Source organism: Streptomyces apricus, assembly GCF_008369065.1.
Taxonomy (GTDB): Bacteria; Actinomycetota; Actinomycetes; order Streptomycetales; family Streptomycetaceae; genus Streptomyces; species Streptomyces apricus.
Window position 1 is genome coordinate 774,554 of record NZ_VDFC01000046.1, and the last position, 23,232, is coordinate 797,785.

The window sequence follows — 23,232 nt, forward strand, 5'->3', positions numbered from 1 at the left end:
TGCCCGGACGATTGTGACGAGAGACGGTCACCGTGCTGAGGAACCTGCCCGACATCCCCGACGGCCTCGTCGGACGACGCGAGGAGCTGGCGCACGTCGCCGCGGCCCTGGACCGCCACCGCCTGGTCGTCCTCACGGGCCCGGGCGGCGTGGGCAAGAGCCGGCTCGCCCTGCACGCCGCGGACCGGGCGGCGCGCTCCGGCACCCGCGGCGTGGCCTGGGCGGACCTGTGGCCGCTGACGGCCGACCGGCTCCTGCTCGCCACGGTCGCCGACGCCCTCGACTTCGCCGACCACGCGACGGCCGAACCCCTGGACGCGCTGTGCCGGTGGCTGGCGGACCGGGACGTCCTGCTGGTGCTGGACTCGTGCGAGCACCTCCCGGCGGCCTGCCGCGCTCTGCTCGCCCGTATCCTCGCCGCCTGCCCGGGGGTGACCGTGCTGGTGACCAGCCGGGAACCGCTGGGGATGGACGGCGAGCACCAGGTGGTCGTGGACCCGCTGCCGCCGGAGACCGACGCCGTGGAGCTCTTCTGCCGCCGCGCGCTCGCGACGGGGACCGGACCGGTGGACCCCGAAGCGCTCATCACCGTCGTCCGGCTGTGCCGCCGGCTGGAGGGCATCCCGCTCGCGCTGGAGCTGGCGGCCGGCCAGCTGGCGCACCGCACACTGCACGAGGTCGAGCACGGCCTGCGCCTGCGCCTCGACCTCGTCGCGCAGACCCCCGTCGCCGGGAACTTCCGGCACCGCGCGCTGCGCACCACCATCGGCTGGAGCCATGAGCTGTGCGAACCGGCGGAGCGGCTGCTGTGGGCCCGCTTCTCGGTCTTCCGGGCCGCCGTGGACGCGGACGCCGTGCGTGCCGTGTGCACCGACGGGGCGCTGTCCGCCGCGGACGTCGAACGCGCCCTCGCGGGTCTGGAACGCAAGTCCGTCGTCTCCCGCGTCGACGGCCGCTTCCAGATGCTCGACACCGTGCGGGAGTACGGCGGCATGTGGCTCGCGGAGCTGGGCGAGACCGGGCGGCTGTCCGAGCGGCACGCCGCGTACTTCCTGCGCAGGGCCCGGCGCGCGCACGCGGACTGGCTGGGACCGGCCCAGCTGGAAGCGTACCGCTGGGTGTCCGCCACGCACGCCGACCTGTGCGCCGGGCTCGACCACCTCCTCGCCACGCGGCCCCAGCAGGCACTCGAACTCTCCGGGCTGCTGGCCTTCTTCTGGAGCTGCTGCGGTCATCTGCGCGAGGCCACCGGCTACCTTGAGGAGGCCCTGGCCCTGACGGACCAGCCGGGGGCGGTGCGGACGCGGGCGCTGTGGGCCCTGGGCCTCACCCGGGTGCTGTGCGGCGAGCAGGAGGCGGCGCAACGCCTCGCCCTGGCGTGCGAGCGGCAGGCCGCCGCGCAGGGGGAGAGCGAGGGCACGCTGCTCGCCGCGTACCTGCTCGGCCTCGTCCACCTGCTGGAGGGGCGGCCGATGGCCGCGCGGTTCGTGGTCGACGGGGCCCTGGAGAGCGTGGGCGGCAGGCCCTTCGACTCCGCGGGCCGCGTCCAGTGCCGGCTGGTGCGCATCTTCGCCCTCACGGGGGAGGGGCTGCGGGACGCGGCCCGCCGCGAGGCCACCGAACTGCGCCGCGACTGCGTCGAACGCGGCGAGTGGTGGACGCGGTCGTACGCCGACTACCAGCTGGCGCTGCTCTCGCTGTTCGAGGACCGTCCCGAGGACGCGGCCGCACACGCGGCGTCCATGCTCGACGGCAAGCGGCTCATCGGCGACAGCTTCGGCATAGCCCTCGGCCTGGACCTGCTCGCCTCGGCGCTCGCCGCGCAGGGGGCGGGCGGGCCCGCGGTCGCCGCGTACGGCGCCGGGGAGAACTACTGGGCCGCCGTTGGCCACCCGCAGCGGGGCACCCCGGAGCTGGGTCCCGTGCGCCGGCAGTACGAGACGACCGCCCGGTCCCTGCTGGGCGACTCCGGGTACGACAAGGCGCTGCTCGACTCGGTGCTCCGGGACCCGGAGGCGGTGCTGCGGGAACTGCTGGACAGGAAGGAGTGAGGGCCGGGCCGCGCCCGTGCGCGGCCGCCTACCGCCCCAGGTCCCGCACGACCTCACGGGCCGCGCGGGCGCCCGACGCCAGCGCACCCTGCACCGACCCTGTGGCCCGGTGGTCGCCGCACACGTACCGGCCGGGGGCGTACCGGGAGGTACGGCTGAGGGGCTGCGGGGGCGCCATGGCGGGCAGGGCGTCGGGCACGGTGCGCACGGTCAGCAGGTCCCAGCCCGCCGTGTCGGCGCCGTACGCCTCCGCCAGGGCCGTGCGGACCTCGCGTTCGCGGCCCGCGGTGTCCTCGCCGAGCACCGAGGTCGCGATCAGGGACATCCCCTCGGGCGCGTACCCGGGCACGACCTCGCTCAGGACACAGGAGTTCAGGAAGCGCCTGCGGGTGTCGGTGAGGAGGGTGGGTTCGGCGAGCGGTGAGCGCCCGGCCACGTGGTAGTAGGTGGTCACCACGCGGTACGGCGGCACTTCCAGGTCCGGCAGCAGACGGGTCGCCGGACCGGGCCCCGTCGCGACGACCACGGCGCGGGCCGGCAGTTCGGTGCCCGTCTCTGGTGCGACGCCGTCGTCCGTGAGCCGGGCGACCGGCGTGCCGAGCCGCACGGTCCCCTCGGGGAGCGCGTCCGCGAGCAGGCGCGGCACCGCGCCGATGCCGCCGCCCGGCAGGCACAGCGTGCCGCGCAGCATGGTGCGCCAGACGAGGTGGAAGACCCGCCCCGAGGTCTCCAGCTCGTCCTCCAGGAAGACGCCGGACAGGAACGGCCGGAAGAACCGCTCGACGAACTCCTCGCTGAACCCCGCCGACGCGAGCGCGGTACGGGTGGTGCGGTCCTCGCCCCGCTTCAGCAGGCGCGCGGGCGCGAGCATGTCCCGCCCCGACAGCGCGCCCAGCGCGAGGAGGTCACGGACGCCCGCGAGCCGTCCTGGACGCAGGTCGTGGAGCTCGCGGGGCCTGCGCGTCGGGTCGGCGAAGCGCAGCCGCGCCTCCCCGGTGTGCACCAGGACGCCCGGCGTGAAGGGCCTCAGCCGCAGGTCGCGCAGCGGCAGCCGGCGGCGGACCTGCGGGTAGGCCGTGTTGAAGACCTGGAAACCGCGGTCCACGACGAAGCCCTCGTGACGGTCCGAGCGCATGCGCCCGCCCACCTCGTCGGACGCCTCCAGCACCGTCACGCCGAGGCCGGCCGCCACCAGGTCACGGGCACAGGCCAGACCGGCCAGGCCCGCGCCGATCACCACGACGTCCGGTGCACCACGGGCGGCGGCCATGGGAACTCTCCTCGTTCGGGGTACGCGTCCTCACGACCGCACTTCCGGCCGGACCGCCCGCGCGGATGCGGGTCAGGCCTGGGGGCGGGTGCCGTCGATGGCGATGCGCTGCCCGTAGCGCGCGTGCGGGAAGTAGTCCCAGGTGGCGTGGTGCTGGACGCAGCGGTTGTCCCAGAAGACCAGGGTGTTCGCCTGCCAGCGCACCCGGCAGTGCAGCAGGTTCGTCCGGGCGATGTGGTCGTACAGCATCTCCAGGACGGCCGTGCTCTCGGCGGCGGCCAGCTGCGTGATCCGCGAGGTGTACGGGCCGTTGACGAACAGGAGCTTGCGTCCGGTGTCGGGGTGGCGGACCACGACCGGGTGCTCGGTGCGCGGCACGTCGTACTCGGCCGGCGGCAGCTGGCCCTGCGCGAGCCAGGGGCGCGCGCCGTCGTGCACGGCGGTGAGCCCGTCCAGGAACGCCTTCATCGACGGGGACAGCATGTCGTAGGCGAGGTGCATGTTGGCGAAGAGGGTGTCGCCGCCGCTGCCGATCTCCGGGATTTCGGTGATGTGGAGCATCGAGCCCAGGGAGGGCTCGGCGTCGGCGGTCCCGTCGGCGTGCCAGCCGTTGCCGGCGACGGCACGGGAGTCCTTGTTCGCCCTGATCTCCAGGATGTACGGGTCGGAGTCCTCCTCGGGCAGGGCGACCGGGTGCAGCGGGCCGAAGAGGCCGGCGAAGCGCTTGTGGTCGTCGGGGGTGAGGTGCTGGTCGCGGAAGACGAGGACGTGGTGGGTGAGGAAGGCGGCGCGGATCTCCTTCTGCTGGACCGGCGTCAGTTCCTCGGAGAGGTCGAGGCCCGAGACCTCCGCGCCGAGGAGCGGGGTCAGCGGGTCGACGGTGAAGCTGCCGTAGGTCTCGCGGGGCGCCGTGGTGATGCGTTCGATGGCGTCGAGGGTGAACTGGTCCATGGGGTCTCCGGTGTGATGTGAGGGGGCGGTGCCAGGGGCGGGGTCGGGATCGAGGTCCGGGTCTGGGTCGGGGTCCACCGCAGGGAGCGTTAGCGTTACCACGTGTCCTACTTCGACGCCGCCTCCTCCGCCCCCCTCCACCCCGTCGCCCGCCAGGCGCTGCACGCCTCGCTGGACGAGGGCTGGGCCGACCCGGCCCGCCTCTACCGCGAGGGGCGGCGCGCCAGGCTGCTCCTGGACGCGGCCCGCGAGGCCGCCGCGGAGGCGGTCGGCTGCCGCCCGGACGAGCTGGTATTCACCCCGTCCGGTACGCGCGCGGTGCACACGGGGATCGCCGGCGCGCTCGCCGGACGGCACCGCACCGGCCGTCACCTGGTCGTGTCCGCGGTCGAACACTCTTCGGTGCTCCATTCGGCGCAGGCGCACCGCGACGCGGGCGGGACGGTGTCCGAAGTGCCCGTTCTGCGCACGGGTGCGGTCTCCCCCGACGCGTACGCGGACGCCCTGCGGCCGGACACCGCGCTCGCCTGTCTGCAGTCCGCCAACCACGAGGTGGGGACGGAGCAGCCGGTGGCCGCCGTCGCCGAGGCCTGCCGCGCGGCGGGCGTGCCGCTGCTCGTGGACGCGGCCCAGTCGCTGCCCTGGGGACCGGTCGACGGCGGCTGGTCCCTGCTGACCGGCAGCGCCCACAAGTGGGGCGGGCCCGCGGGCGTCGGGCTGCTCGTGGTGCGCAAGGGGGTGCGGTACGCGCCGCAGGGCCCCGCGGACGAGCGGGAGTCGGGGCGTTCGCCCGGTTTCGAGAACATCCCGGCCGTCGTCGCCGCCGCGGCCTCCCTGCGGGCGGTACGGGCCGAGGCCGCGGCCGAGTCGGCACGGCTGCGGGAGCTGACGGACCGTGTCCGCGCGCGGGTGCCCGAGCTGGTGCCGGACGTGGAGGTGGTGGGCGATCCGGTGGACCGGCTCCCCCACCTGCTCACCTTCTCGTGTCTCTATGTCGACGGGGAGACTCTGCTGCACGAGCTGGACCGCGAGGGGTTCTCGGTGTCGTCCGGATCGTCCTGCACGAGCAGCACCCTGACGCCCAGCCATGTGCTGCGGGCCATGGGGGTGCTGAGCGAGGGGAACGTCCGGGTGTCCCTGCCGCTGGGAACCCCCGCGGAGGAGGTGGACCGCTTCCTGGAGGTCCTGCCCCGCGCGGTCGCGGCGGTCCGGGAGAAGCTGGGCGCTCCGGCGGGCGTCCCGGCGGGGGCCGCCGGGGCGGGCTCCCCCGCCCCGGACGTGCTGGTCGTGGACGCGCTCGGCAAGCGCTGCCCGATCCCGGTGATCGAGCTCGCCAAGGTCATCGACGACGTGCCTCCCGGCGGCACGGTCCGCGTCCTGTCGGACGACGAGGCCGCGCGGCTGGACATTCCGGCGTGGTGCGAGATGCGGGGGCAGGAGTACGTGGGGGAGGAACCGGTGGCCGGCGGGACGGCGTACGTGGTGCGCCGCGCGTAAGCGCTCCGCGCGCGCCGGGGTTGACTGCGGGCCGGTGGGGGCTGGTCGCGCAGTTCCCCGCGCCCCTGAGGGGCGCTTTTCAGGGGCGCGGGGAACTGCGCGGGCGACCCCCACCGGCCCGCAGACGACACCCGGGGCCCGGCCGGCCAGGCCCCGGGCAGCGGCCTTAAGCCAGATGCCCTTGAACTTCCGCCGCCGCATCGTGCCCGTACGCCTTCGTGAAGCGGTCCAGGAAGTGCGAGCGCCGCAGCTGGTACTCCTGCGTGCCCTTGGTCTCGATGACCAGCGTCGCGAGCATGCAGCCGACCTGCGCGGCCCGCTCGTGCGAGACGCCCCAGGCGAGCCCGGACAGGAACCCCGCGCGGAAGGCGTCGCCGACACCCGTCGGGTCGACCTTCGCCGTCTCCTCCGGGACACCGACCTCGATCGGGTCGGCCCCCACGCTCTCGATGCGCACCCCGCGCGCCCCGAGCGTGGTCACCCGGTGACCCACCCGGGACAGGATCTCGGCGTCGCTCCAGCCGGTCTTGGACTCGATGAGCCCCTTCTCGTACTCGTTCGAGAAGAGGAACGTCGCCCCGTCCAGGAGCAGGCGGATCTCGTCGCCGTCCATGCGGGCGATCTGCTGGGAGAAGTCGGCCGCGAAGGGGATCGCGCGGCTGCGGCACTCCTCGGTGTGGCGCAGCATCCCCTCGGGGTCGTCGGCGCCGATCAGGACGAGGTCGAGGCCGCCGACGCGGTCGGCGACGTTCTTGAGCTCGATGAGGCGCGCCTCGCTCATGGCGCCGGTGTAGAACGAGCCGATCTGGTTGTGGTCGGCGTCCGTGGTGCAGACGAAGCGCGCGGTGTGCAGCACCTCGGAGATGCGGACGGAGTCGGTGTCGACGCCGTGCCGCTCCAGCCAGGCGCGGTACTCGTCGAAGTCGGAGCCCGCGGCTCCGACCAGGACCGGCGAGGTGCCGAGCTGGCCCATGCCGAACGCGATGTTCGCGCCGACACCGCCCCGGCGCACGTCCAGGTTGTCGACCAGGAAGGAGAGGGAGACCGTGTGCAGCTGATCCGCGACCAGCTGGTCGGCGAAGCGGCCGGGGAAGGTCATGAGGTGGTCGGTGGCGATGGAGCCCGAGACAGCGATACGCACGGCTAGGACACACTCCTGCGAGGAGGGGGATTGACAGTTCACGCTACCGGGTCGGTGCCTGGGCGACGGCGGAGTCCTGATCGAGCCAGGGCTGCGAAGCAGGCAGAACTACCCGATAGTAGGGCTTTTTATACGGTCTTCCGGTGCATACGGTTCCGGTATGACGAACCTCAGGCTCCATGGCGACGCCCCGCTCGGCCCCGGCACCCCCGATGCAGTTGAGGGCGGTCTGGCGCAGTTGCAGGGCGACTGCGCGCGCATGGTCCCGCACTGGGAGGCCCCCGTCCGGATCACTGCCCGCCCGGTGTCCCCGGCACTCATCCACGGCGTGACCGTTCCGCCGGCCTCCGCCCGCCTGCTGGACGCCATGTCCGACTACGGGGACTGAACCCCGGGCGGCGTACGCGGTACGAACCCGCTCCTCGCGAAGGGAACCGCACGCTCCCCCGCCGCGTCCCACCGCTGTCCCCCGTAAAGGGGAGACAGGATACGACCCCGCTGTGCCCTGATCCGGTCAGGAGGTGGGTCCCGTGGGACGACTGCGTGGCAGAAGGAGCAATGCGGTGGACACCGAGCGATCCGACAACGACGCGGCAGGGGCCGCCGACGAGGACCGGCCGCGCCGGCGGCGTTCGCCGGCGGCCGTCGCCTCGGTGGCGGCCGCGGTGCTCCTCGTCGGGGGCGGCGGGGCGTACGTCGCCGCCACCGCGTCCGGCGGTTCCGGCGGCGGGGACCGTTCCGGCGCGCCGGGCCGCGACGGGGATCCGCCGCCCCTGGCCCTCGACGGCTACTCGGAGGGCGGCGCGGACGGCACGGGCGGCACCGGGGGCACGGAGGGCATCGCGCCCGGCGAACCCGACCCGAACGGCGCGGTCTACCGCGCCGGCGGCGAGCTGCCCGACGGCCCCTCCTCCGCGGCCGTGTACCGGACGAAGGGCGAGGTCACCGCGTCCGAGGTGGCGGATCTTGCGCGGGCGCTCGGGGTGGAGGGCACCCCGAAGGCAACGGGTGACGCGTGGCAGGTCGGCGCCACCAAGGACGGGTTCGGGTCCGGTCTGCGGGTGAACAGGAAGGCGCCGGGCGCCTGGACGTTCAGCCGCTTCGCGCCGGGCGGCGACGACTGCAAGGGCACGACCACGTGCGCGAACCGGAGCCCCGGCGACACGGGGAAGGACGGCGGCAGCGGCAAGGACGGCGGAGCCGGGAAGGGCGGCGGGAGCGAGAGCGCCCGGGGCGCCGCCGTGGACCCGGTGAGCCCGGAGGCCGCGAAGAGGGCGGCGGCGCCGGTCCTCAAGGCGGTCGGCCAGGACGACGCGAAGCTCGACGCCGACCAGCTGATGGACGGCGTGCGCGTGGTGAACGCGGAGCCGGAGTTCGGCGGACTGCCCACCTACGGCTGGACGACCGGCGTCCAGGTCGGCCCGGACGGCCGAGTGGTGGGCGGCAGCGGCCAGGTGAAGGCGCCGGCGAAGGGTGACACGTACCCCGTCCTCGACGCGGAGAAGACCCTGCGCCTGCTGAACGGGGCCGGGACCGGCGGGTCCGGTACCGGCGACGGGCGCGCGGGCATCGGCGGCTGCGCCGGACCCGTACCGCTCAGGGGCCAGGACGGGAGCGGAACGCCCTGCGAGACGTCGACCGCGGCGCCGAAGTCCGAGCCGATCGTGGTCGAGGACGCCGTGTTCGGGCTGGCCGCGCAGTTCGTGGACGGGCGGCAGGCGCTGGTGCCGTCCTGGCTCTTCGAGGTGCGGCCGCCGGGGGGCGGCGACCGCTACACGGTCACGCATCCCGCGGTCGACCCGCGGTACCTGACCGCCGCGCGGCCCGATCCGCGCACGGACGCACCCGGCGACGGCAAGAGCGCGGCGCCCTCGGGCGACGACGTCCGGGTGGAGGGTTACAGCGTGGACGGCAAGCAGCTGACCGTGCGCTTCACGGGCGGCGTGTGCGGCGACTACACGGCCTCGGCGGACGAGTCCGGCGCCGCGGTGACCGTCCGGGTGGCCTACGAGCCGTGGCCGGACAAGGTCTGCATCATGATCGCGAAGACCTTCCACGAGAAGGTCGGCCTCGACGAGCCGCTCGGGGACCGCAAGGTGGTCGACGCGGACGGCGGGACCGTACCGCCGGAGAAGGACCTGCCGGACCCGGTCGGCTGACTCCGCGCCTGCGGCGGCCCGGCACGCCGGTGCCCCGGAACGGATCGGCACGAGAACGCGGAAGGCGGCGCCCCGTTGGAGGGGGCGCCGCCTTTCTGCGACCGTCGCCGGGTGGTGCGGCCGGGGACTAGCTGAACGAGTCGCCGCAGGCGCAGGAGCCCGTCGCGTTCGGGTTGTCGATCGTGAAGCCCTGCTTCTCGATGGTGTCCACGAAGTCGATGGAGGCACCGCCCAGGTACGGAGCGCTCATGCGGTCGGTGACCACCTTCACACCGCCGAAGTCCTTGACGACGTCGCCGTCCAGGGAGCGCTCGTCGAAGAAGAGCTGGTACCGCAGGCCGGAGCAGCCGCCGGGCTGGACGGCGACGCGCAGCGCGAGGTCGTCACGGCCCTCCTGCTCCAGCAGGCCCTTGACCTTGGCCGCGGCGGCGTCCGACAGGAGGATGCCGTCGCTCACGGTGGTGGTCTCGTCCGATACGGACATCTGCTTCTCTCCCGGGTTGTACGGAGACTGCTTGCCGACGGTTGCAACCGTCGGGGCCGCGGATTCATTCCGGGCCGGGCGTCGAGTCTTTGTCTTCTCATCTCATGCTCGCACACCCGCCGGAAAGCGGAGAACGTCCTGTGGACAAGCCACCGCGGACGCCCCGCCGGCCCCCCTTGAGACCCTTCACGGGATTCACGTCACATGGACGCTATGGGCATCGTCAAAGTGACGTGAAGCGGTTATGATAGATAGCGTCAATTCGACGAAAAGGCGTGTCCTGCTCGATCGCCCCACCCGGACGGTCCAGCGAGCCGCAGAACAGAAAGGGTGCGTGTCGTGACCACCGCCCAGACCCAGGTGCTCGACGTCCAGCCGACACCCCTCGCCCTGCTGCTTCTCGGCCGGGAGGCAGACCCGCGGAGCGAGCGCGGCGTCGAATGTCCCGGTGACCTGCCCTCGCCGTCCGACCCGGACCTGGTGGAGCGCGCCCGTGCGGCCAAGGAGAAGCTCGGGGACAAGGTCTTCGTGCTGGGCCACCACTACCAGCGCGACGAGGTCATCCAGTTCGCGGACGTCACGGGTGACTCCTTCAAGCTGGCCAAGGACGCCGCGGCGCGCCCCGAGGCCGAGTACATCGTCTTCTGCGGCGTGCACTTCATGGCCGAGTCGGCGGACATCCTCACCTCGGACGACCAGAAGGTGGTCCTGCCGGACCTGGCCGCCGGGTGCTCGATGGCCGACATGGCCACCGCCGAGCAGGTCGCCGAGTGCTGGGACGTGCTGACCGAGGCCGGGGTGGCCGACCAGGTCGTGCCCGTGTCGTACATGAACTCGTCCGCGGACATCAAGGCGTTCACCGGCAGGCACGGCGGCACGATCTGCACGTCGTCCAACGCCGAGAGGGCGCTGAACTGGGCGTTCGAGCAGGGCGAGAAGGTGCTGTTCCTGCCCGACCAGCACCTGGGCCGGAACACGGCCGTCCGCGACCTGGGGATGTCGCTCGACGACTGCGTCCTCTACAACCCGCACAAGCCCAACGGCGGGCTGACCGCCGAGCAGCTGCGGGACGCGAAGATGATCCTGTGGCGCGGGCACTGCTCGGTGCACGGCCGCTTCTCGCTGGAGTCGGTCGAGGACGTGCGCGCCCGCATACCCGGCGTGAACGTCCTCGTGCACCCCGAGTGCAAGCACGAGGTGGTGGCCGCGGCCGACTACGTGGGCTCCACGGAGTACATCATCAAGGCGCTGGAGGCGGCACCGGCGGGCTCCAAGTGGGCCATCGGCACGGAGCTGAACCTGGTCCGCCGCCTGGCGAACCGATTCGCCCCCGAGGGCAAGGAGATCGTCTTCCTCGACAAGACGGTCTGCTTCTGCTCGACGATGAACCGCATCGACCTGCCGCACCTGGTCTGGACCCTGGAGTCCCTGGCCGAGGGCAAGCTGGTCAACCGCATCGAGGTGGACCGGGAGACGGAGCGGTTCGCGAAGCTGGCGCTGGAGCGGATGCTGGCGCTGCCGTAACCCGGCTCCGTACCTGCGGCGGGTTCCGTCGCGGGTTCCGTACATACGCGGGTGAGGGGCGTCCTTCCGGCCGGAAGGACGCCCCTCKCCCGCGTACGGACCCTTGTCCGGCGGCCGCCCGTGTCAGTCGGCCGCCGGTCCGAAGGCGCGCAGCGACGTCGGCTGCCAGTCGCGCCAGGTCTGCAGGCGCTCCTGGTAGATCGCCTCGACTGCGGGGAACACACGGCCCAGGATGAGCCGGGCGGGCAGCCGGTCGGTGTCCACGAGTTCGAGGACGGCCGCCTTGGTCGCCTCGGGGTCACCGATCTCGAACTCGGGCGCGGTCTCGGCCCGTACGGAGGCGTAGTCCGCGAGTTCCGCGCTCCGGCGTGATCCGCGCGCCAGCCAGTCGGTGGCGTAGGCGCCGGGCTCGACGCAGGTCACATGGACACCGAGGGGCCCGACCTCCTGGCGCAGGGACTCGGACAGGCCCTCGACCGCCCATTTCGAGGCGTGGTAGGCCCCGATGCCGGGATAGGAGCGCACGCCGCCCTCGCTCGTGACCTGGAGCAGCCGGCCGCCGCCCTGACGCCGCAGGACGGGCAGGACCGCCTGGGTGACCCAGACCGTGCCGAAGAAGTTGGTCTCCATCTGCTGACGGAGTTCGCGCTCGGTCACCTCCTCGACCATGCCGAAGTGCCCGTAGCCGGCGTTGTTCACGACGACGTCGAGCCGCCCGGACCACCGCGTGGCCCGTTCGACGGCGGCGAAGACGCCCTCGCGGTCGGTGACGTCGAGTTGAAGCGGCAGGACGGTGTCGGGGAAGCGCCCGACGAGGTCGTCGAGGGCGGAGAGGTCGCGGGCGGTGGCGACGACGCGGTCACCGCGCTCCAGCGCGGCCTGCGCCCAGAGCCGGCCGAAGCCGCTGGAGGAGCCTGTGACGAACCAGATCTTGCTCATGTGTGTTTCTCCTTTCGCCCTCCACCCTCGGCGACGCCCGCGCATGCCACAAGCGAATGATGATCATGGCAGGTATTCCTTGCTGGCATGATGGCGCGCATGGCCTTCGACGTTCACCCCCAGTTGCTGCGGGCACTGCGCGCGGTGCTGGAGACCGGTTCGTTCACCGCGGCGTCCGAACGGCTGGGCTTCACGCAGTCAGCGCTGTCCAAGCAGATCGGCGCACTGGAGTCGGCCGCGGGGACGCAGTTGTTCCGGCGCGGTCCGCGCGGGGTGGAGCCGACCGCGGCGGCGCAGCGGCTCGCGAGCCGCGCCGTCACCGTCCTCGACCAGCTCGACGCCGCGGCACGCGAACTCGCCGACCACGCGCAGCCGCTCGGCGGCCGGGTGGCGCTCGGCGGCTATCCCACCACGGCCATGGATCTGGTCCCGCGCACGATCGCCCGCGTCCGCGCACGGCACCCCTCGGTCGAGGTCGTGTTCCTGGAGTCGTCGACGCCGGTGCAGATCCGCCGGCTGCGCGCGGGGCGGCTGGATCTCGCCCTCCTGGCCCGGGGCGAGGGGCTGCCGGACTGGGACCTGACCGGGATCGAGACCGAGCCGCTGCCGTCCGGCCCCCTGTGCGTCGCCATGAGCGAACGGCACCGTCTCGCCCACCTGAGGCGGGTACCGGTCGCGGAGCTCGCCGACGAGGAGTGGGTGGCCGGACGCGGAGCGCGGGGCGAGCCGCAGTTCGGCGCATGGCCCACCCTGTCGCACCCGCGCATCACCGCGGAACTCGGCGAATGGAGCACCCGGCTCGGCTTCGTGGCCGCCGGGCTGGGGATCACCACGATCCCAAGCCTCGCCGCCGGTGTGCTCCCCGGCGGGGTCGTAGCCCTCCCGGTGGCCGATCCGGCCTGGCGCGGCCGCTCCATGGTGCTCGCCCACGTCGGCACGCTCACCGCCGCCACCGCCGCCGTCCGGTCCGAGCTGGTGGAAATCGCCCGCGCCGTCGCCGACCGCGAGGCCTGAGGCGGGGACGGCGGTAGCCGCGGCGACAGTCGCGGCCCCGGTGGTGACGACGGCGACCGCGGTACCGGGCCCTCGCTCCCGCCCGGCTGTCAGGCGGCCCGGGTCCGCGGGGCCGCGGCGGCGAGCCTGTCCTCGGCGATCCGCCGGGCCGCCCGCAGCGGCGTGATCCCGGCCGACCGGGACAGGTCGAGGATGCCGCTCACGGTGTCGCCGATGCCCGCCACCCGCCGCCGGGCCGTCTCGTGGTCCTCACCCTGCGACTCCCGGCCGAGGGCGTAGACGATGCCGCCGCCACCGGCGACGTAGTCGGGGATCCAGACGACCCCGCGCCGGGCGAGGGTGTCGGCGACGCCCTCCTCGGTGAGCTGGTTGTTGGCCGGGCCGACGACCAGGCGGGCGCCCACCGTGAGGACGCTCTCCTCGCTGAGCACTCCGCCGACGGCGGCGGGGACCAGGATGTCGGCGGGCGCGGACAGGGCCTGCGCGGGCTCGGCCCATCCGTATCCCTTCGCCAGCGCGTCCTGCCTGCGGGAGGCGTCGACGTCGGACACCACCACGTGCGCCCCCTCGGCGGCGAGGGCGGCGGCGACGCGGCCGCCGACCGAGCCGAATCCGCTGACCACCACGGTGCGGCCGGCGCAGGACGCGGTGCCGAACACGTGCCGTGCACCGGCGTGCAGGGCGGCCAGGACACCGACGGCGGTGGGACCGCCGGAGTCGCCGGTGCCCCCGTGCTCCTCGGGCGCGCAGTACGCGTACGGCGAGAAGTGGCGCAGCACCACCATGTCGTCGGGACCGGTGCCCACATCGGGGCCGGTGCGGTAGGAGCCCTCGAAGGAGGCGATCAGCTCGCCCAGGTCCTCCAGCGCGGCCCGGCGCAGCCGCGGCGTGAGCTCGGTGTCCCGGTCGAGAGCGATCACGCTCTTGCCGCCGCCGAAGTCCAGGCCGGCCACCGCGGCCTTGTAGGTCATCGCCTCCGACAGGCGCAGCGCGTCGGCCAGCCCCTCGCGCCAGTCGGCGTAGCGGCGCAGCCTGCAGCCTCCGACCGCCGGTCCCAGCGCCCGGGAGTGGACGGCGACGATCAGGGGCAGACCGGACCGGCGGCCACGGCGGACGACGACGTCCTCATGTGCGAATGCTTCACTCATACCCGCGAAATTAGACTGATGCACGAGCCGAAGACCGTACGGCTGAAGGAAATTCGGCATGCGCCCCCAGGAGCCGTTCATGGACGAACTTGATACAGCGATCGTGCGCCATCTGCAGGCGGACGGTCGCCTGTCCAACCGCGCCCTCGCCGAGAAGCTCGGCATCGCCCCCTCCACCTGCCTGGAGCGCACCAGGCTCCTGCGCAGCCGCGGCGTCATCCGGGGGTATCGGGCCGAGGTCGACCTGCGGGCGCTCAACCGCTCCGTACAGGCGATGGTCTTCACCCAGGTCAGGCCCCTGCGCCGGGACGTCGTCGCCGCCTTCGAGCAGTCGGTGACCCGGCTGCCGGAAGTGGTCTCCGTCTACACGATGGCGGGCAGCGACGACTTCCTCGTCCACGTCACGGCCCAGGACATCGACCATCTGCACGCATTTCTGCTGGACCAGTTCACCGACCGCCGCGAGATCGTCGGCTTCCGCACGTCGATCATCTTCCAGCACCTGACCAACCCCGTGCTGGAACCCCTGCCCCCTGGGGACGCCTCCTGAGAGCTGTGGGGAACGCGGACACGACTGTGCCCCCGTACGACGTACGGGGGCACAGCGGTCGACGCGGTCAGGCGGTCACACGCCCGCCGGCTCCGGCTCGGCGGCAGCCTGGCGCTTGGCGGCCTTCTTCGTCGCGCGGCGTTCCTTGCGCAGCTCCACCATCGCGTACAGCGTCGGTACGAGCAGCAGGGTCAGCAGCGTCGACGAGATCAGGCCGCCGATCACGACCACCGCGAGCGGCTGGGCGATGAAGCCGCCCTCGCCGGTGATGCCGAGTGCCATCGGCAGCAGGGCGAAGATCGTCGCCAGGGCCGTCATGAGGATCGGGCGCAGCCGGTGCCTGCCGCCCTCCAGCACGGCTTCGACGACGCCGTAGCCCTGCCCGCGGTACTGGTTGATCAGATCGATCAGCACGATCGCGTTGGTGACGACGATGCCGATGAGCATCAGCATGCCGATCAGCGACGGCACGCCCAGCGGGGTGCCGGTCACCACGAGCAGGCCGATCGCACCCGTCGCCGCGAACGGGATCGAGACGAGCAGGATCAGCGGCTGGATCAGCGACCGGAAGGTCGCCACCAGCAGCATGAACACGATCGCGATCGCCGCGAGCATCGCCAGGCCCAGGGACGCGAACGCGTCGTCCTGGTCCTCCGAGACACCGCCGATGGAGGCGGTGGCGCCGGCCGGCAGCTTCAGTTTGTCGAGCTTCGAGGTGAGCTCGGTGCTGACCGCGCCGGTGTTGTCGCCGGTCGGCTTGGCCGTGATGGTGGCCGCGCGCTGACCGTCGATGCGGGTCATCGACACCGGGCCGTCGACCAGCTTCACCGTGGCGATGTCGCCGAGCTCCACCGGCCCGAGCTTCAGGGCCTTCAGCTCGGACAGCGTCTCGGCGGGCTTCGCCGACTTGATGACGACGTCCCGCTCGGTGTCGTCCAGGATCGCCTTGCCGCTGGTGGTGCCGCGCACCGCCTGGCCGACGGCCGCGCCGAGCGTGGCGTCGTTGAAGCCCGCGGCAGCGGCCTTGTCGTTGGCCTTGACCGAGATCCGCGGCACCGACTGGGCCAGGTCGCTGGTGACGTCGGTGACGTCGTCGAGCTTCGCGACCTCGTCGCGGACCTTCTCCGCCGCCTCGCGCAGCACGTCCGCGTCGGCGGACTTCACCACGACGCTCAGGTCCTGGCTGCCGAACCCGTCACCGGCCGCGACCGTCGTCGTACCGATGCCGGAGAGCTTGCCGAGCCCCTCCTCGATGCCGTCCTGGACGTCGTCGAAGGAGGCCGAGTCCGCGACCTTGACGGTGTACGAGGCCTGGTTGGTGTCCGTGCCCCCGCCGAAGGCGGCCATGAAGCCGGAGGAGCCGACGGTGACCTGGTAGTCCTCGACGCCCTTGACGCCGTCGAGCATCCGCTCGACCTTCTTCGCCTGGTCGTCGGTCTCCGCCAGGCTGGTGCCGGGCTTCAGCTCCTGCTTGACGGTGATGACCTCCTGGTCGCCCTGGTCGAAGAAGTTCGTCTTCAGCAGGGGCGCCATGCCGAACGTGGCCAGGAGCACCACCACGGCGATGGCCACGCTGGTGAGGCGGCGGCGGGTGGCGAAGCGCAGCACGGGCACGTAGAAGCGCTGCAGGCGGCTGCGCGCCTCCTTCTCCTCGGCCTTGCGGCGCGCCTCCTCCTGGTCGGCCCCGCGCACGTCCTTGGGGGCGCGCAGGAACCAGTACGAGAGCACCGGTACGACCGTCAGGGAGACGAGCAGCGAGGCCAGCAGGGCCGCCGTGACCGTCAGGGAGAACGAGCCGAACAGCTCGCCGACCATGCCGCCGGTCAGGCCGATGGGCAGGAAGACGGCGACGGTGGTGAGCGTCGAGGCGGTGACGGCGCCCGCGACCTCGCGTACCGCGTTGAGGATCGCCTCCTGGCGCTCCTCGCCGTAGCCGAGGTGCCGCTTGATGTTCTCCAGGACCACGATCGAGTCGTCGACGACCCGGCCGATGGCGATGGTGAGGGCGCCGAGGGTGAGGATGTTGAGCGACTCGCCGCGGGCCCAGAGCACGATCAGCGCGAGGACGACCGACATCGGGATGGAGACCGCGGTGACCAGCGTCGAGCGGACCGACGCCAGGAAGACGAGGATGACGAGGACGGCGAAGAGCAGTCCGAGCGCGCCTTCGGTGGTCAGACCGCTGATGGACTTGGAGACGGCGGGGCCCTGGTCGCTGACGACCGTCAGGGTGGCGCCGGAGCCGAGGTCCTTGCGCAGGCCGGGCAGCTTGTCCTGGACCTCGTCGGAGACCGCGACCGCGCTGCCGTCGTGGTCCATGGTGACGGAGACGGCCAGGCTGGGCTTGCCGTCCGTGCGGGTGATGGACTCCGTCTTGGCGGCCTTCTCCTCGACGGTGGCGACGGAACCGAGGCGTACGGGCTTCTTGCCGCCCTCGCCGGGGACCATCAGGTCCTCGATCTGCTCCAGCGAGGTGAAGCCGCCGCCGACCTGGACCGTGCGGTTGCTGCCGTTCTCGTCGAAGGAGCCGGCCGGGACGGTCGCGCCGCCCGCCTGGAGGGCCTGGCCGAGCGCGGTCGTGGTCAGTCCCGCCTTCGCCAGCTTCGCGTCGTCGGGCGTGACCGCGACCTCCAGGTCCTGGACGCCGTCGACCGAGACCTGGCCGACGCCGTCGATGCCCTTGAGCGCGGGGACGACGGTACGGTCCAGCTGGTCCGAGAGGGCCTGCTGGTCCCGGTCCGAGGTGACGGCGAGGACCACGGTCGGGATGTCGTCGGTGGAACCGGCGACGACCTGCGGGTCCACGTCGTCCGGGAGCTGGACGCGGGCGCGGTTCACGGCCTGCTGGACGGCGGCCACGATCTGCGCGGAGTCGTTGCCGTAGTCGAAGGAGGCCATGATCAGGGCGTTGCCCTCACTGGCCGTGGAGGTGACGCCGGAGATCCCGTCGACCGCTTCGAGGTTGTCCTCGATGGGCTCGACGACCTGCTTCTCGACCACGTCGGGGGACGCGCCCTGGTACGGCGCCAGGACCGACACCATGGGCAGTTCGATGGTGGGCAGCAACTGCTGCTTGAGTTGCGGGATCGCTATCGCCCCGAAGGCGAGCGCGATGATCGACATCAGCCCGATCAGGGCACGCTGGGCGAGGCTGAAACGGGACAGCCAGGACATGGGTGGCGGGTCTCTCTTCTGTGGTTCGGGACCGGGCTCGGCCGTGACGTGTGGGTGACGAGCGGCGCGACGGGCTCATGTGAGCATTCGCCTATCACTCTGAGCCATCGGCGGAGTGCGACCCGTCGCCCCCAGGTCCCGTTCCTTATGCGGCGCATACCGCGACCGCAGTACGTACGGGTGGAGCTCACTCCACCCTTGGGCGTACCAGCCCGGATTCGTACGCGATCACCACGAGCTGGGCCCGGTCGCGTGCCCCCAGCTTGGCCATGGCGCGGTTGACGTGCGTCTTCACGGTGAGCGGGCTGACTTCGAGGCGCTCGGCGATCTCGTCGTTGGAGTGCCCGCCGGCGACCTGGACGAGGACCTCGCGCTCGCGGACGGTGAGCGCGTCCAGGCGTTCGGTGCGAGCGGGGTCGCGGTCGTCGTCGTCCTGCGCGAGGAACTTGGCGATCAGCCCCTTGGTGGCGACGGGCGACAGCAGCGCGTCGCCGCCGGCCGCGACGCGGATGGCGTTGAGCAGTTCGTCCGGCTCGGAGCCCTTGCCGAGGAAGCCGGAGGCGCCGGCCCGCAGCGACTGGACCACGTACTCGTCGACCTCGAAGGTCGTCAGCATGACCACGCGGACGTGGGCGAGGCCGGGATCGGCGCTGATGAGGCGGGTCGCGGCCAGGCCGTCGGTGCCGGGCATGCGGATGTCCATCAGGACGACGTCGGCCCGTTCCTCGCGCGCCAGGCGCACCGCCTCCGCGCCGTCGGAGGCCTCCCCCACGACCTCCATGTCGGACTCGGAGTCGACCAGGACACGGAAGGCGCTGCGCAGCAGTGCCTGGTCGTCGGCGAGCAGGACGCGGATGGTCATGCGGGGTTCCCCTTGACTGCCTTGTGCGCGGGTGCGGCGGGCGTGGACGTGGCGGAGGCGGGTGCGGTGGCGGCGGGCCTCCCGGAGGCGGGCGCCGCGGTCACCGGGACCGCGGTGGTCGCGGGCGCGGGGGCCGTGCCTCCCGGCCGGCCGCTGACCGGCAGGATCGCATGCACCCGAAAGCCGCCTCCGTAGCGGGGTCCCGCGGTGCAGGTGCCGCCGAGCGCGGTGACCCGCTCGCGCATGCCGAGGAGCCCGTGGCCGCCGTTCTCCTCCAGCCGGGCCGCCGCGTCGTCGCCGGGGCCGTCGTCGAGGACGGTGATCTCCACGTCCGGTCCCACCCGTACGACGCTGACCTCGGCCTTCGCGTCCTGGCCCGCGTGCTTGCGCACATTGGTGAGGGCTTCCTGGATGACGCGGTACGCGGCCAGGTCGACGGCGGCCGGGAGGGTCGTGCCCTGGTCGGTGCGGGCCACCTCGACGGGCAGGCCCGCGCTGCGGAAGGTGCCGACGAGCTCTTCGAGGCGGTGCAGGCCGGGCGCCGGTTCGGTGGGCGCCTCGGGGTCGCCGGACTGGCGCAGCAGGCCGACCGTGGCGCGCAGTTCGTTGAGCGCGGAGCGGCTGGCCTCGCGGACGTGGGCGAGGGCCTCCTTCGCCTGGTCCGGGCGCTTGTCCATGACGTGGGCGGCGACCCCGGCCTGCACGTTGACCAGGGCGATGTGGTGGGCGACGACGTCGTGCAGGTCGCGGGCGATGCGCAGGCGCTCCTCCGCGACGCGGCGGCGGGCCTCCTCCTCGCGGGTGCGTTCGGCCCGGTCGGCGCGCTCCCTTATGGCGTCCACGAAGGCGCGGCGGCTGCGGACCGCGTCGCCCGCGGCGGCGGCCATGCCCGTCCACGCGAAGATCCCGAGGTTCTCCTGGGCGTACCAGGGCAGGGGGCCCGCGAGCATGGCGACGCCGGTCAGGACGGTCATGGTGAGCAGGCCGACGCGCCAGGTGGTGGGGCGGTCGGTGGTGGAGGCGACCGTGTAGAGGGCGACGACGGCGGACATCACGACGGGGGCGCGGGGGTCGCCGGTCACGAACTCCACGGCGGACAGGGCGCCGGTGGCGACGAGGACCCGCAGCGGGTCTGGGGGCGCAGCCCCCAGGGACGGGAAGGGAAGGGGCGGCGGGGGCGGAAAACGGATCAGCCCGGGATCAGGCCGTCCGTGTCCTTCAGCATCTCCCGGACCTCCGGGAGCGTGGCGTCCGGGGACGGGAGGATCAGCTCCGACGGTTCCAGCGCGTCGTCGGGGAGCGGTGCGCCCAGGCGGCGCACCGCGTCGAGCAGCGCGCCCAGCGTCCGCCGGAAGCCCTCCTCGTCGCCGGACCTCGTCTCCGCGAGGAGCTCGTCGTCCAGCTCGTCCAGTTCGGCGAGGTGGACGTCGTCCAGCCTCACCTGTCCCTCCCCCATGATCCGTACGATCATGACGCCCTCCTAGGCGTGGGACCGCGGCCCGCGACTGCTGCCGTCGACTACTGCTTGTCGAAGCGCGGGGTGTCCTGCGGCTGCTGCTGGGACCGAGTCTGACCCGCACCGCCCTCGATCGCCTGCTGGGAGGACGAGGAGCCCCCGGCCAGCTCGGCCTTCATGCGCTGCAGCTCCAGCTCCACGTCCGTGCCGCCCGACAGCCGGTCCAGCTCGCTCTGGATGTCGTCCTTGGCGAGCCCGGAGTGGTCGTCGAGGGCGCCGGAGGCGAGCAGCTCGTCGATGGCGCCGGCCCGCGCCTGCAGCTGGGCGGTCTTGTCCTCGGCCCGCTGGATGGCCATCCCGACGTCGCCCATCTCCTCGGAGATGCCGGAGAAGGCCTCGCCGATCCGGGTCTGCGCCTGGGCGGCCGTGTACGTCGCCTTGATCGTCTCCTTCTTGGTGCGGAAGGCGTCGACCTTGGCCTGGAGCCGCTGGGCCGCGAGGGTGAGCTTCTCCTCCTCGCCCTGCAGGGTCTGGTGCTGGGTCTCCAGGTCGGTCACCTGCTGCTGCAGGGCGGCCCGGCGCGACAGCGCCTCGCGGGCCAGGTCCTCCCGGCCGAGCGCGAGCGCCTTGCGGCCCTGGTCCTCCAGCTTGGAGGACTGGCTCTGGAGCTGGTTCAGCTGCAGCTCCAGGCGCTTGCGGGAGGTCGCCACGTCGGCGACGCCGCGGCGCACCTTCTGCAGCAGCTCCAACTGCTTCTGGTACGAGTAGTCGAGGGTTTCGCGCGGGTCCTCGGCCCGGTCAAGGGCCTTGTTCGCCTTCGCGCGGAAGATCATCCCCATACGCTTCATGACACCGCTCATGGGCTTCGCGCGCCCCCTTCTGACGGACTCCGGCTCCAGCGACTGCAACAGGACCAACAGTACGGGCCCTGCATCCATTACCGCACTGTTCGGGGACGGATGCGCTCATCCCCAAGGACGACTGACGACGATCCCGCTCCGGCGTAAGGAGTACGGGCCTCCCGGGGTTCGCCCCGGGGCCGGTCACCACCACCGCACACCGCCGTCCCCATTCGTCCTCTCTGTCCCCCTACAGACGTCCGGTGTTGCCGGATCGTTCCCCACTCGGCCGTCGTCCATGCCTCCGCACCCCTTACCCTTGGGTTTTGTGTTCCGTAGCCGCGCCAAAGACGAGAAGGCCCACGCCGACAAGGCGTCGCTGACCGACTCCCCTCAGCCCCGTGACCCGCAGGCCCCCAAGGGCCGTCCCACTCCCAAGCGCAGTCAGGCCCAGTCCCAGCGCCGCAGCGTGGCCAACACGCCCACGACGCGCAAGGAAGCGGCCAAGCGGCAGCGCGACGAGCGCCGGGCCCACATGGAGAAGCAGCGCCAGGCACTGGCCAGCGGCGACGAGCGCTACCTGCCCGCCCGGGACAAGGGCCCCGTGCGCAAGCTCGCGCGGGACTTCGTCGACTCGCGGTTCTGCATCGCCGAGTTCTTCCTGCCGCTGGCCGTGGTCATCCTCGTGCTGAGCATGGTCCGGGTCGCGTCGCTGCAGAACGTGGCGCTGCTGGCGTGGCTCTTCGTGATCGTGCTGATCGTGCTCGACTCGATCGGCATCGCGATCCGTCTGAAGAAGCAGCTGAACGCGCGCTTCCCGGACGAGTCCAAGCGGGGCGCCGTCGCCTACGCGCTGATGCGCAGCCTCCAGATGCGTCGCCTGCGGCTGCCGAAGCCGCAGGTCAAGCGCGGAGAGCGGCCCTGAGCGCGGCACCCTTCACGGGCGGCGCGGCGGATGCCTGGCTCAGCGGGCTGGGTGCGCTGCGTGACGTCGTACGGCAGGAGCTGGTGGCCCGGCAGCTCGACGAGCAGATAGCCGCGCGGTTCGCCGTCGGCCGCCGGCTGCGGGTGCTGGACGTGGGCATGGGCCAGGGCACGCAGGCCCTGCGGCTGGCCCGCGCGGGGCACGAGGTGACCGGGATCGAGCAGGACTCCCGGATGATCTCCGTGGCCCGTGAGGCGCTCGCCGCCGAGCCCGAGGGCATCCGCGGCCGGGTCCGGATCGTCGAGGGCGACGGCCGCGACACCGGTGTGCACTTCATGCCCGGCAGCTTCGACGTGGTGCTGTGCCACGGCGTGCTGATGTACGTCGAGGAGCCCGACGCGCTGCTGGCGGGGCTCGCCCGGATGCTGGCGCCCGGCGGGCTGCTGTCGCTGCTGGTGCGCAACGCGGACGCGCTGGCCATGCGCCCTGGGCTCTCCGGCGACTGGCCGGGGGCGCTGGCCTCCTTCGACAGCAGCACGTACACGAACCGGCTCGGGCTCGACGTGCGGGCCGACGGGCTCGACGCCCTCACCGGCACCCTCGCCGGGATCGGGGCCCCGCTGCACACCTGGTACGGGGTGCGGGTCTTCACCGACACGGCCGCCGACGGCGCCCCGGTGCCGGACGACGTGGACGTCCTGCTGGCCGCCGAGGAGCGGGCCGGCCGCACGGACCCCTACCGCCGGGTGGCGGCGCTGCTGCACCTGTGCGGCGTCCGGGGCTGACCCGCCGGACGGCGCGGAGGCCGCGGCCTGCGTACGGCCGCGGCCCCTCTCCCCCACCACCCGCACGGTTCACCCGTACGGGCTACGACGGGGCGTACGGGCTTCCGGATTCAGGACGCCTCGGCGTGCAGGCTCATCGGACCGTAGACCTCCGCGGCGTCCTCGAAGATCCGGACCTGGTCCGCGCCCCCTTCGGCCAGTGCCTTCCAGTGCTCGCCGAGCCAGGACTCCGCGTCGCCCTGGGTGGTGAACTCCTCGGGCTGGACCGCGGGCTGGACTTCCGTTCCGTCGGCCTTCTCGAACCGCCACGTCCATGCCGCCATGTCAGCCTCCCAAAAGTACGTAGCAAGATCGGACTGTCGCCGTCAGCCTAGGCGCTCCGTCAACCGGCCGGTGGGCAAAAGTGCAGGTCGAGAACTGTGGGGCGCCGGGGGCGCACCCCCTGACGGGCACGAGCCCGGCC

General features: G+C 72.7%; 20 protein-coding genes and 1 pseudogene. 9 read left to right on the forward strand and 12 right to left on the reverse strand.

Features of this window, described 5'->3' with window-relative positions; all coding sequences use genetic code 11:
• Nucleotides 1-32 precede the first annotated feature (32 nt).
• Nucleotides 33-2,051, forward strand: a complete 2,019-nt coding sequence (locus FGF04_RS23580) for an ATP-binding protein (protein ID WP_235882455.1) — start codon at nucleotides 33-35, stop codon at nucleotides 2,049-2,051.
• A 28-nt stretch (nucleotides 2,052-2,079) separates the two neighbouring features.
• Here the strand turns inward: FGF04_RS23580 and FGF04_RS23585 are convergent, their stop codons facing one another.
• On the reverse strand, nucleotides 2,080-3,321 hold the full coding sequence (locus FGF04_RS23585) for an NAD(P)/FAD-dependent oxidoreductase (RefSeq protein WP_149513274.1): 1,242 nt from the start codon (nucleotides 3,319-3,321) through the stop codon (nucleotides 2,080-2,082).
• Nucleotides 3,322-3,393: 72 nt separating this feature from the next.
• The gene (locus FGF04_RS23590; RefSeq protein WP_149513275.1) at nucleotides 3,394-4,272 is read right to left on the reverse strand and encodes a TauD/TfdA dioxygenase family protein; all 879 of its coding nucleotides are present in this window, start codon (nucleotides 4,270-4,272) and stop codon (nucleotides 3,394-3,396) included.
• Nucleotides 4,273-4,374: 102 nt separating this feature from the next.
• Between FGF04_RS23590 and FGF04_RS23595 the strand changes: the two genes are divergently transcribed.
• Nucleotides 4,375-5,769 carry a cysteine desulfurase/sulfurtransferase TusA family protein gene (locus FGF04_RS23595; RefSeq protein WP_149513276.1) on the forward strand — a complete coding sequence of 465 codons (1,395 nt, stop codon included), beginning with the start codon at nucleotides 4,375-4,377 and terminating at the stop codon, nucleotides 5,767-5,769.
• Nucleotides 5,770-5,935: 166 nt separating this feature from the next.
• Here FGF04_RS23595 and FGF04_RS23600 read toward each other — a convergent pair whose 3' ends face one another.
• Nucleotides 5,936-6,910 carry a carbohydrate kinase family protein gene (locus FGF04_RS23600; RefSeq protein ID WP_149513277.1) on the reverse strand — a complete coding sequence of 325 codons (975 nt, stop codon included), beginning with the start codon at nucleotides 6,908-6,910 and terminating at the stop codon, nucleotides 5,936-5,938.
• Between the two features lie 160 nt (nucleotides 6,911-7,070).
• Between FGF04_RS23600 and FGF04_RS23605 the strand changes: the two genes are divergently transcribed.
• Together FGF04_RS23605 and FGF04_RS23610 are read left to right on the forward strand one after the other, a co-directional pair.
• Nucleotides 7,071-7,298, forward strand: coding sequence for a hypothetical protein (locus tag FGF04_RS23605; protein WP_149513278.1), 228 nt, complete (start codon nucleotides 7,071-7,073; stop codon nucleotides 7,296-7,298).
• 175 nt (nucleotides 7,299-7,473) lie between these two features.
• Nucleotides 7,474-9,069 (forward strand): hypothetical protein, encoded by a 1,596-nt coding sequence (locus FGF04_RS23610; protein WP_149513279.1) that lies wholly within the window; start codon nucleotides 7,474-7,476, stop codon nucleotides 9,067-9,069.
• Between the two features lie 127 nt (nucleotides 9,070-9,196).
• Here the strand turns inward: FGF04_RS23610 and FGF04_RS23615 are convergent, their stop codons facing one another.
• Complete coding sequence (locus tag FGF04_RS23615; RefSeq protein WP_107018256.1) at nucleotides 9,197-9,553, reverse strand: HesB/IscA family protein; 357 nt, start codon at nucleotides 9,551-9,553, stop codon at nucleotides 9,197-9,199.
• Nucleotides 9,554-9,892: 339 nt separating this feature from the next.
• Here FGF04_RS23615 and nadA point away from each other — a divergent pair, with 339 nt between their 5' ends.
• Nucleotides 9,893-11,077 carry a quinolinate synthase NadA gene (nadA, locus tag FGF04_RS23625; protein ID WP_149513281.1) on the forward strand — a complete coding sequence of 395 codons (1,185 nt, stop codon included), beginning with the start codon at nucleotides 9,893-9,895 and terminating at the stop codon, nucleotides 11,075-11,077.
• Nucleotides 11,078-11,200: 123 nt separating this feature from the next.
• On the opposite strand, the gene FGF04_RS23630 is transcribed toward nadA, so the two are convergent.
• Nucleotides 11,201-12,016 carry an SDR family NAD(P)-dependent oxidoreductase gene (locus FGF04_RS23630; RefSeq protein WP_149513282.1) on the reverse strand — a complete coding sequence of 272 codons (816 nt, stop codon included), beginning with the start codon at nucleotides 12,014-12,016 and terminating at the stop codon, nucleotides 11,201-11,203.
• 99 nt (nucleotides 12,017-12,115) lie between these two features.
• Here FGF04_RS23630 and FGF04_RS23635 point away from each other — a divergent pair, with 99 nt between their 5' ends.
• A complete protein-coding gene (locus tag FGF04_RS23635) occupies nucleotides 12,116-13,030 on the forward strand; it encodes a LysR family transcriptional regulator (protein ID WP_188114195.1) in 915 nt (304 codons plus the stop codon).
• Between the two features lie 89 nt (nucleotides 13,031-13,119).
• Here the strand turns inward: FGF04_RS23635 and FGF04_RS23640 are convergent, their stop codons facing one another.
• The gene (locus FGF04_RS23640; protein WP_149513284.1) at nucleotides 13,120-14,178 is read right to left on the reverse strand and encodes a Glu/Leu/Phe/Val dehydrogenase dimerization domain-containing protein; all 1,059 of its coding nucleotides are present in this window, start codon (nucleotides 14,176-14,178) and stop codon (nucleotides 13,120-13,122) included.
• Between the two features lie 79 nt (nucleotides 14,179-14,257).
• Between FGF04_RS23640 and FGF04_RS23645 the strand changes: the two genes are divergently transcribed.
• Nucleotides 14,258-14,728 (forward strand): Lrp/AsnC family transcriptional regulator, encoded by a 471-nt coding sequence (locus FGF04_RS23645; RefSeq protein ID WP_149513285.1) that lies wholly within the window; start codon nucleotides 14,258-14,260, stop codon nucleotides 14,726-14,728.
• A 75-nt stretch (nucleotides 14,729-14,803) separates the two neighbouring features.
• Here the strand turns inward: FGF04_RS23645 and FGF04_RS23650 are convergent, their stop codons facing one another.
• The 5 genes and pseudogenes from FGF04_RS23650 to FGF04_RS23670 all read right to left on the reverse strand — a co-directional run bounded on the left by FGF04_RS23650 (nucleotide 14,804) and on the right by FGF04_RS23670 (nucleotide 21,080).
• Entirely contained in the window at nucleotides 14,804-17,902 is a 3,099-nt protein-coding gene (locus FGF04_RS23650) for an efflux RND transporter permease subunit (RefSeq protein ID WP_149513286.1), read from the reverse strand.
• Between the two features lie 187 nt (nucleotides 17,903-18,089).
• Complete coding sequence (locus FGF04_RS23655; RefSeq protein ID WP_149513287.1) at nucleotides 18,090-18,764, reverse strand: response regulator transcription factor; 675 nt, start codon at nucleotides 18,762-18,764, stop codon at nucleotides 18,090-18,092.
• Nucleotides 18,761-19,954, reverse strand: a pseudogene (locus FGF04_RS23660) (sensor histidine kinase); the annotation flags it as partial. The gene FGF04_RS23655 and the pseudogene FGF04_RS23660, both read right to left, overlap by 4 nt.
• Nucleotides 19,954-20,235, reverse strand: a complete 282-nt coding sequence (gene pspAA, locus FGF04_RS23665; protein WP_149513806.1) for a PspA-associated protein PspAA — start codon at nucleotides 20,233-20,235, stop codon at nucleotides 19,954-19,956. The pseudogene FGF04_RS23660 and the gene pspAA, both read right to left, overlap by 1 nt.
• A gap of 47 nt (nucleotides 20,236-20,282) precedes the next feature.
• A complete protein-coding gene (locus FGF04_RS23670) occupies nucleotides 20,283-21,080 on the reverse strand; it encodes a PspA/IM30 family protein (protein WP_149513288.1) in 798 nt (265 codons plus the stop codon).
• Between the two features lie 277 nt (nucleotides 21,081-21,357).
• Between FGF04_RS23670 and FGF04_RS23675 the strand changes: the two genes are divergently transcribed.
• Together FGF04_RS23675 and FGF04_RS23680 are read left to right on the forward strand one after the other, a co-directional pair.
• Entirely contained in the window at nucleotides 21,358-21,984 is a 627-nt protein-coding gene (locus FGF04_RS23675) for a DUF3043 domain-containing protein (protein ID WP_188114196.1), read from the forward strand.
• Nucleotides 21,985-22,067: 83 nt separating this feature from the next.
• The gene (locus tag FGF04_RS23680) at nucleotides 22,068-22,769 is read left to right on the forward strand and encodes a class I SAM-dependent methyltransferase (protein ID WP_149513289.1); all 702 of its coding nucleotides are present in this window, start codon (nucleotides 22,068-22,070) and stop codon (nucleotides 22,767-22,769) included.
• Between the two features lie 110 nt (nucleotides 22,770-22,879).
• Here the strand turns inward: FGF04_RS23680 and FGF04_RS23685 are convergent, their stop codons facing one another.
• Nucleotides 22,880-23,092, reverse strand: coding sequence for a hypothetical protein (locus tag FGF04_RS23685; RefSeq protein ID WP_149513290.1), 213 nt, complete (start codon nucleotides 23,090-23,092; stop codon nucleotides 22,880-22,882).
• Nucleotides 23,093-23,232: the final 140 nt, after the last annotated feature.

Bases quoted from the DNA above. Each gene is read 5' to 3' on its own strand.
- FGF04_RS23585 (WP_149513274.1), bottom strand. From the start codon at position 3,321: ATGGCCGCCGCCCGTGGTGCACCGGACGTCGTGGTGATCGGCGCGGGC.
- FGF04_RS23590 (WP_149513275.1), bottom strand. From the start codon at position 4,272: ATGGACCAGTTCACCCTCGACGCCATCGAACGCATCACCACGGCGCCC.
- FGF04_RS23605 (WP_149513278.1), top strand. From the start codon at position 7,071: ATGACGAACCTCAGGCTCCATGGCGACGCCCCGCTCGGCCCCGGCACC.
- FGF04_RS23615 (WP_107018256.1), bottom strand. From the start codon at position 9,553: ATGTCCGTATCGGACGAGACCACCACCGTGAGCGACGGCATCCTCCTG.
- FGF04_RS23630 (WP_149513282.1), bottom strand. From the start codon at position 12,016: ATGAGCAAGATCTGGTTCGTCACAGGCTCCTCCAGCGGCTTCGGCCGG.
- FGF04_RS23635 (WP_188114195.1), top strand. From the start codon at position 12,116: ATGGCCTTCGACGTTCACCCCCAGTTGCTGCGGGCACTGCGCGCGGTG.
- FGF04_RS23640 (WP_149513284.1), bottom strand. From the start codon at position 14,178: ATGAGTGAAGCATTCGCACATGAGGACGTCGTCGTCCGCCGTGGCCGC.
- FGF04_RS23645 (WP_149513285.1), top strand. From the start codon at position 14,258: ATGGACGAACTTGATACAGCGATCGTGCGCCATCTGCAGGCGGACGGT.
- FGF04_RS23650 (WP_149513286.1), bottom strand. From the start codon at position 17,902: ATGTCCTGGCTGTCCCGTTTCAGCCTCGCCCAGCGTGCCCTGATCGGG.
- FGF04_RS23655 (WP_149513287.1), bottom strand. From the start codon at position 18,764: ATGACCATCCGCGTCCTGCTCGCCGACGACCAGGCACTGCTGCGCAGC.
- pspAA (WP_149513806.1), bottom strand. From the start codon at position 20,235: ATGATCGTACGGATCATGGGGGAGGGACAGGTGAGGCTGGACGACGTC.
- FGF04_RS23670 (WP_149513288.1), bottom strand. From the start codon at position 21,080: ATGAGCGGTGTCATGAAGCGTATGGGGATGATCTTCCGCGCGAAGGCG.
- FGF04_RS23675 (WP_188114196.1), top strand. From the start codon at position 21,358: ATGCCTCCGCACCCCTTACCCTTGGGTTTTGTGTTCCGTAGCCGCGCC.
- FGF04_RS23685 (WP_149513290.1), bottom strand. From the start codon at position 23,092: ATGGCGGCATGGACGTGGCGGTTCGAGAAGGCCGACGGAACGGAAGTC.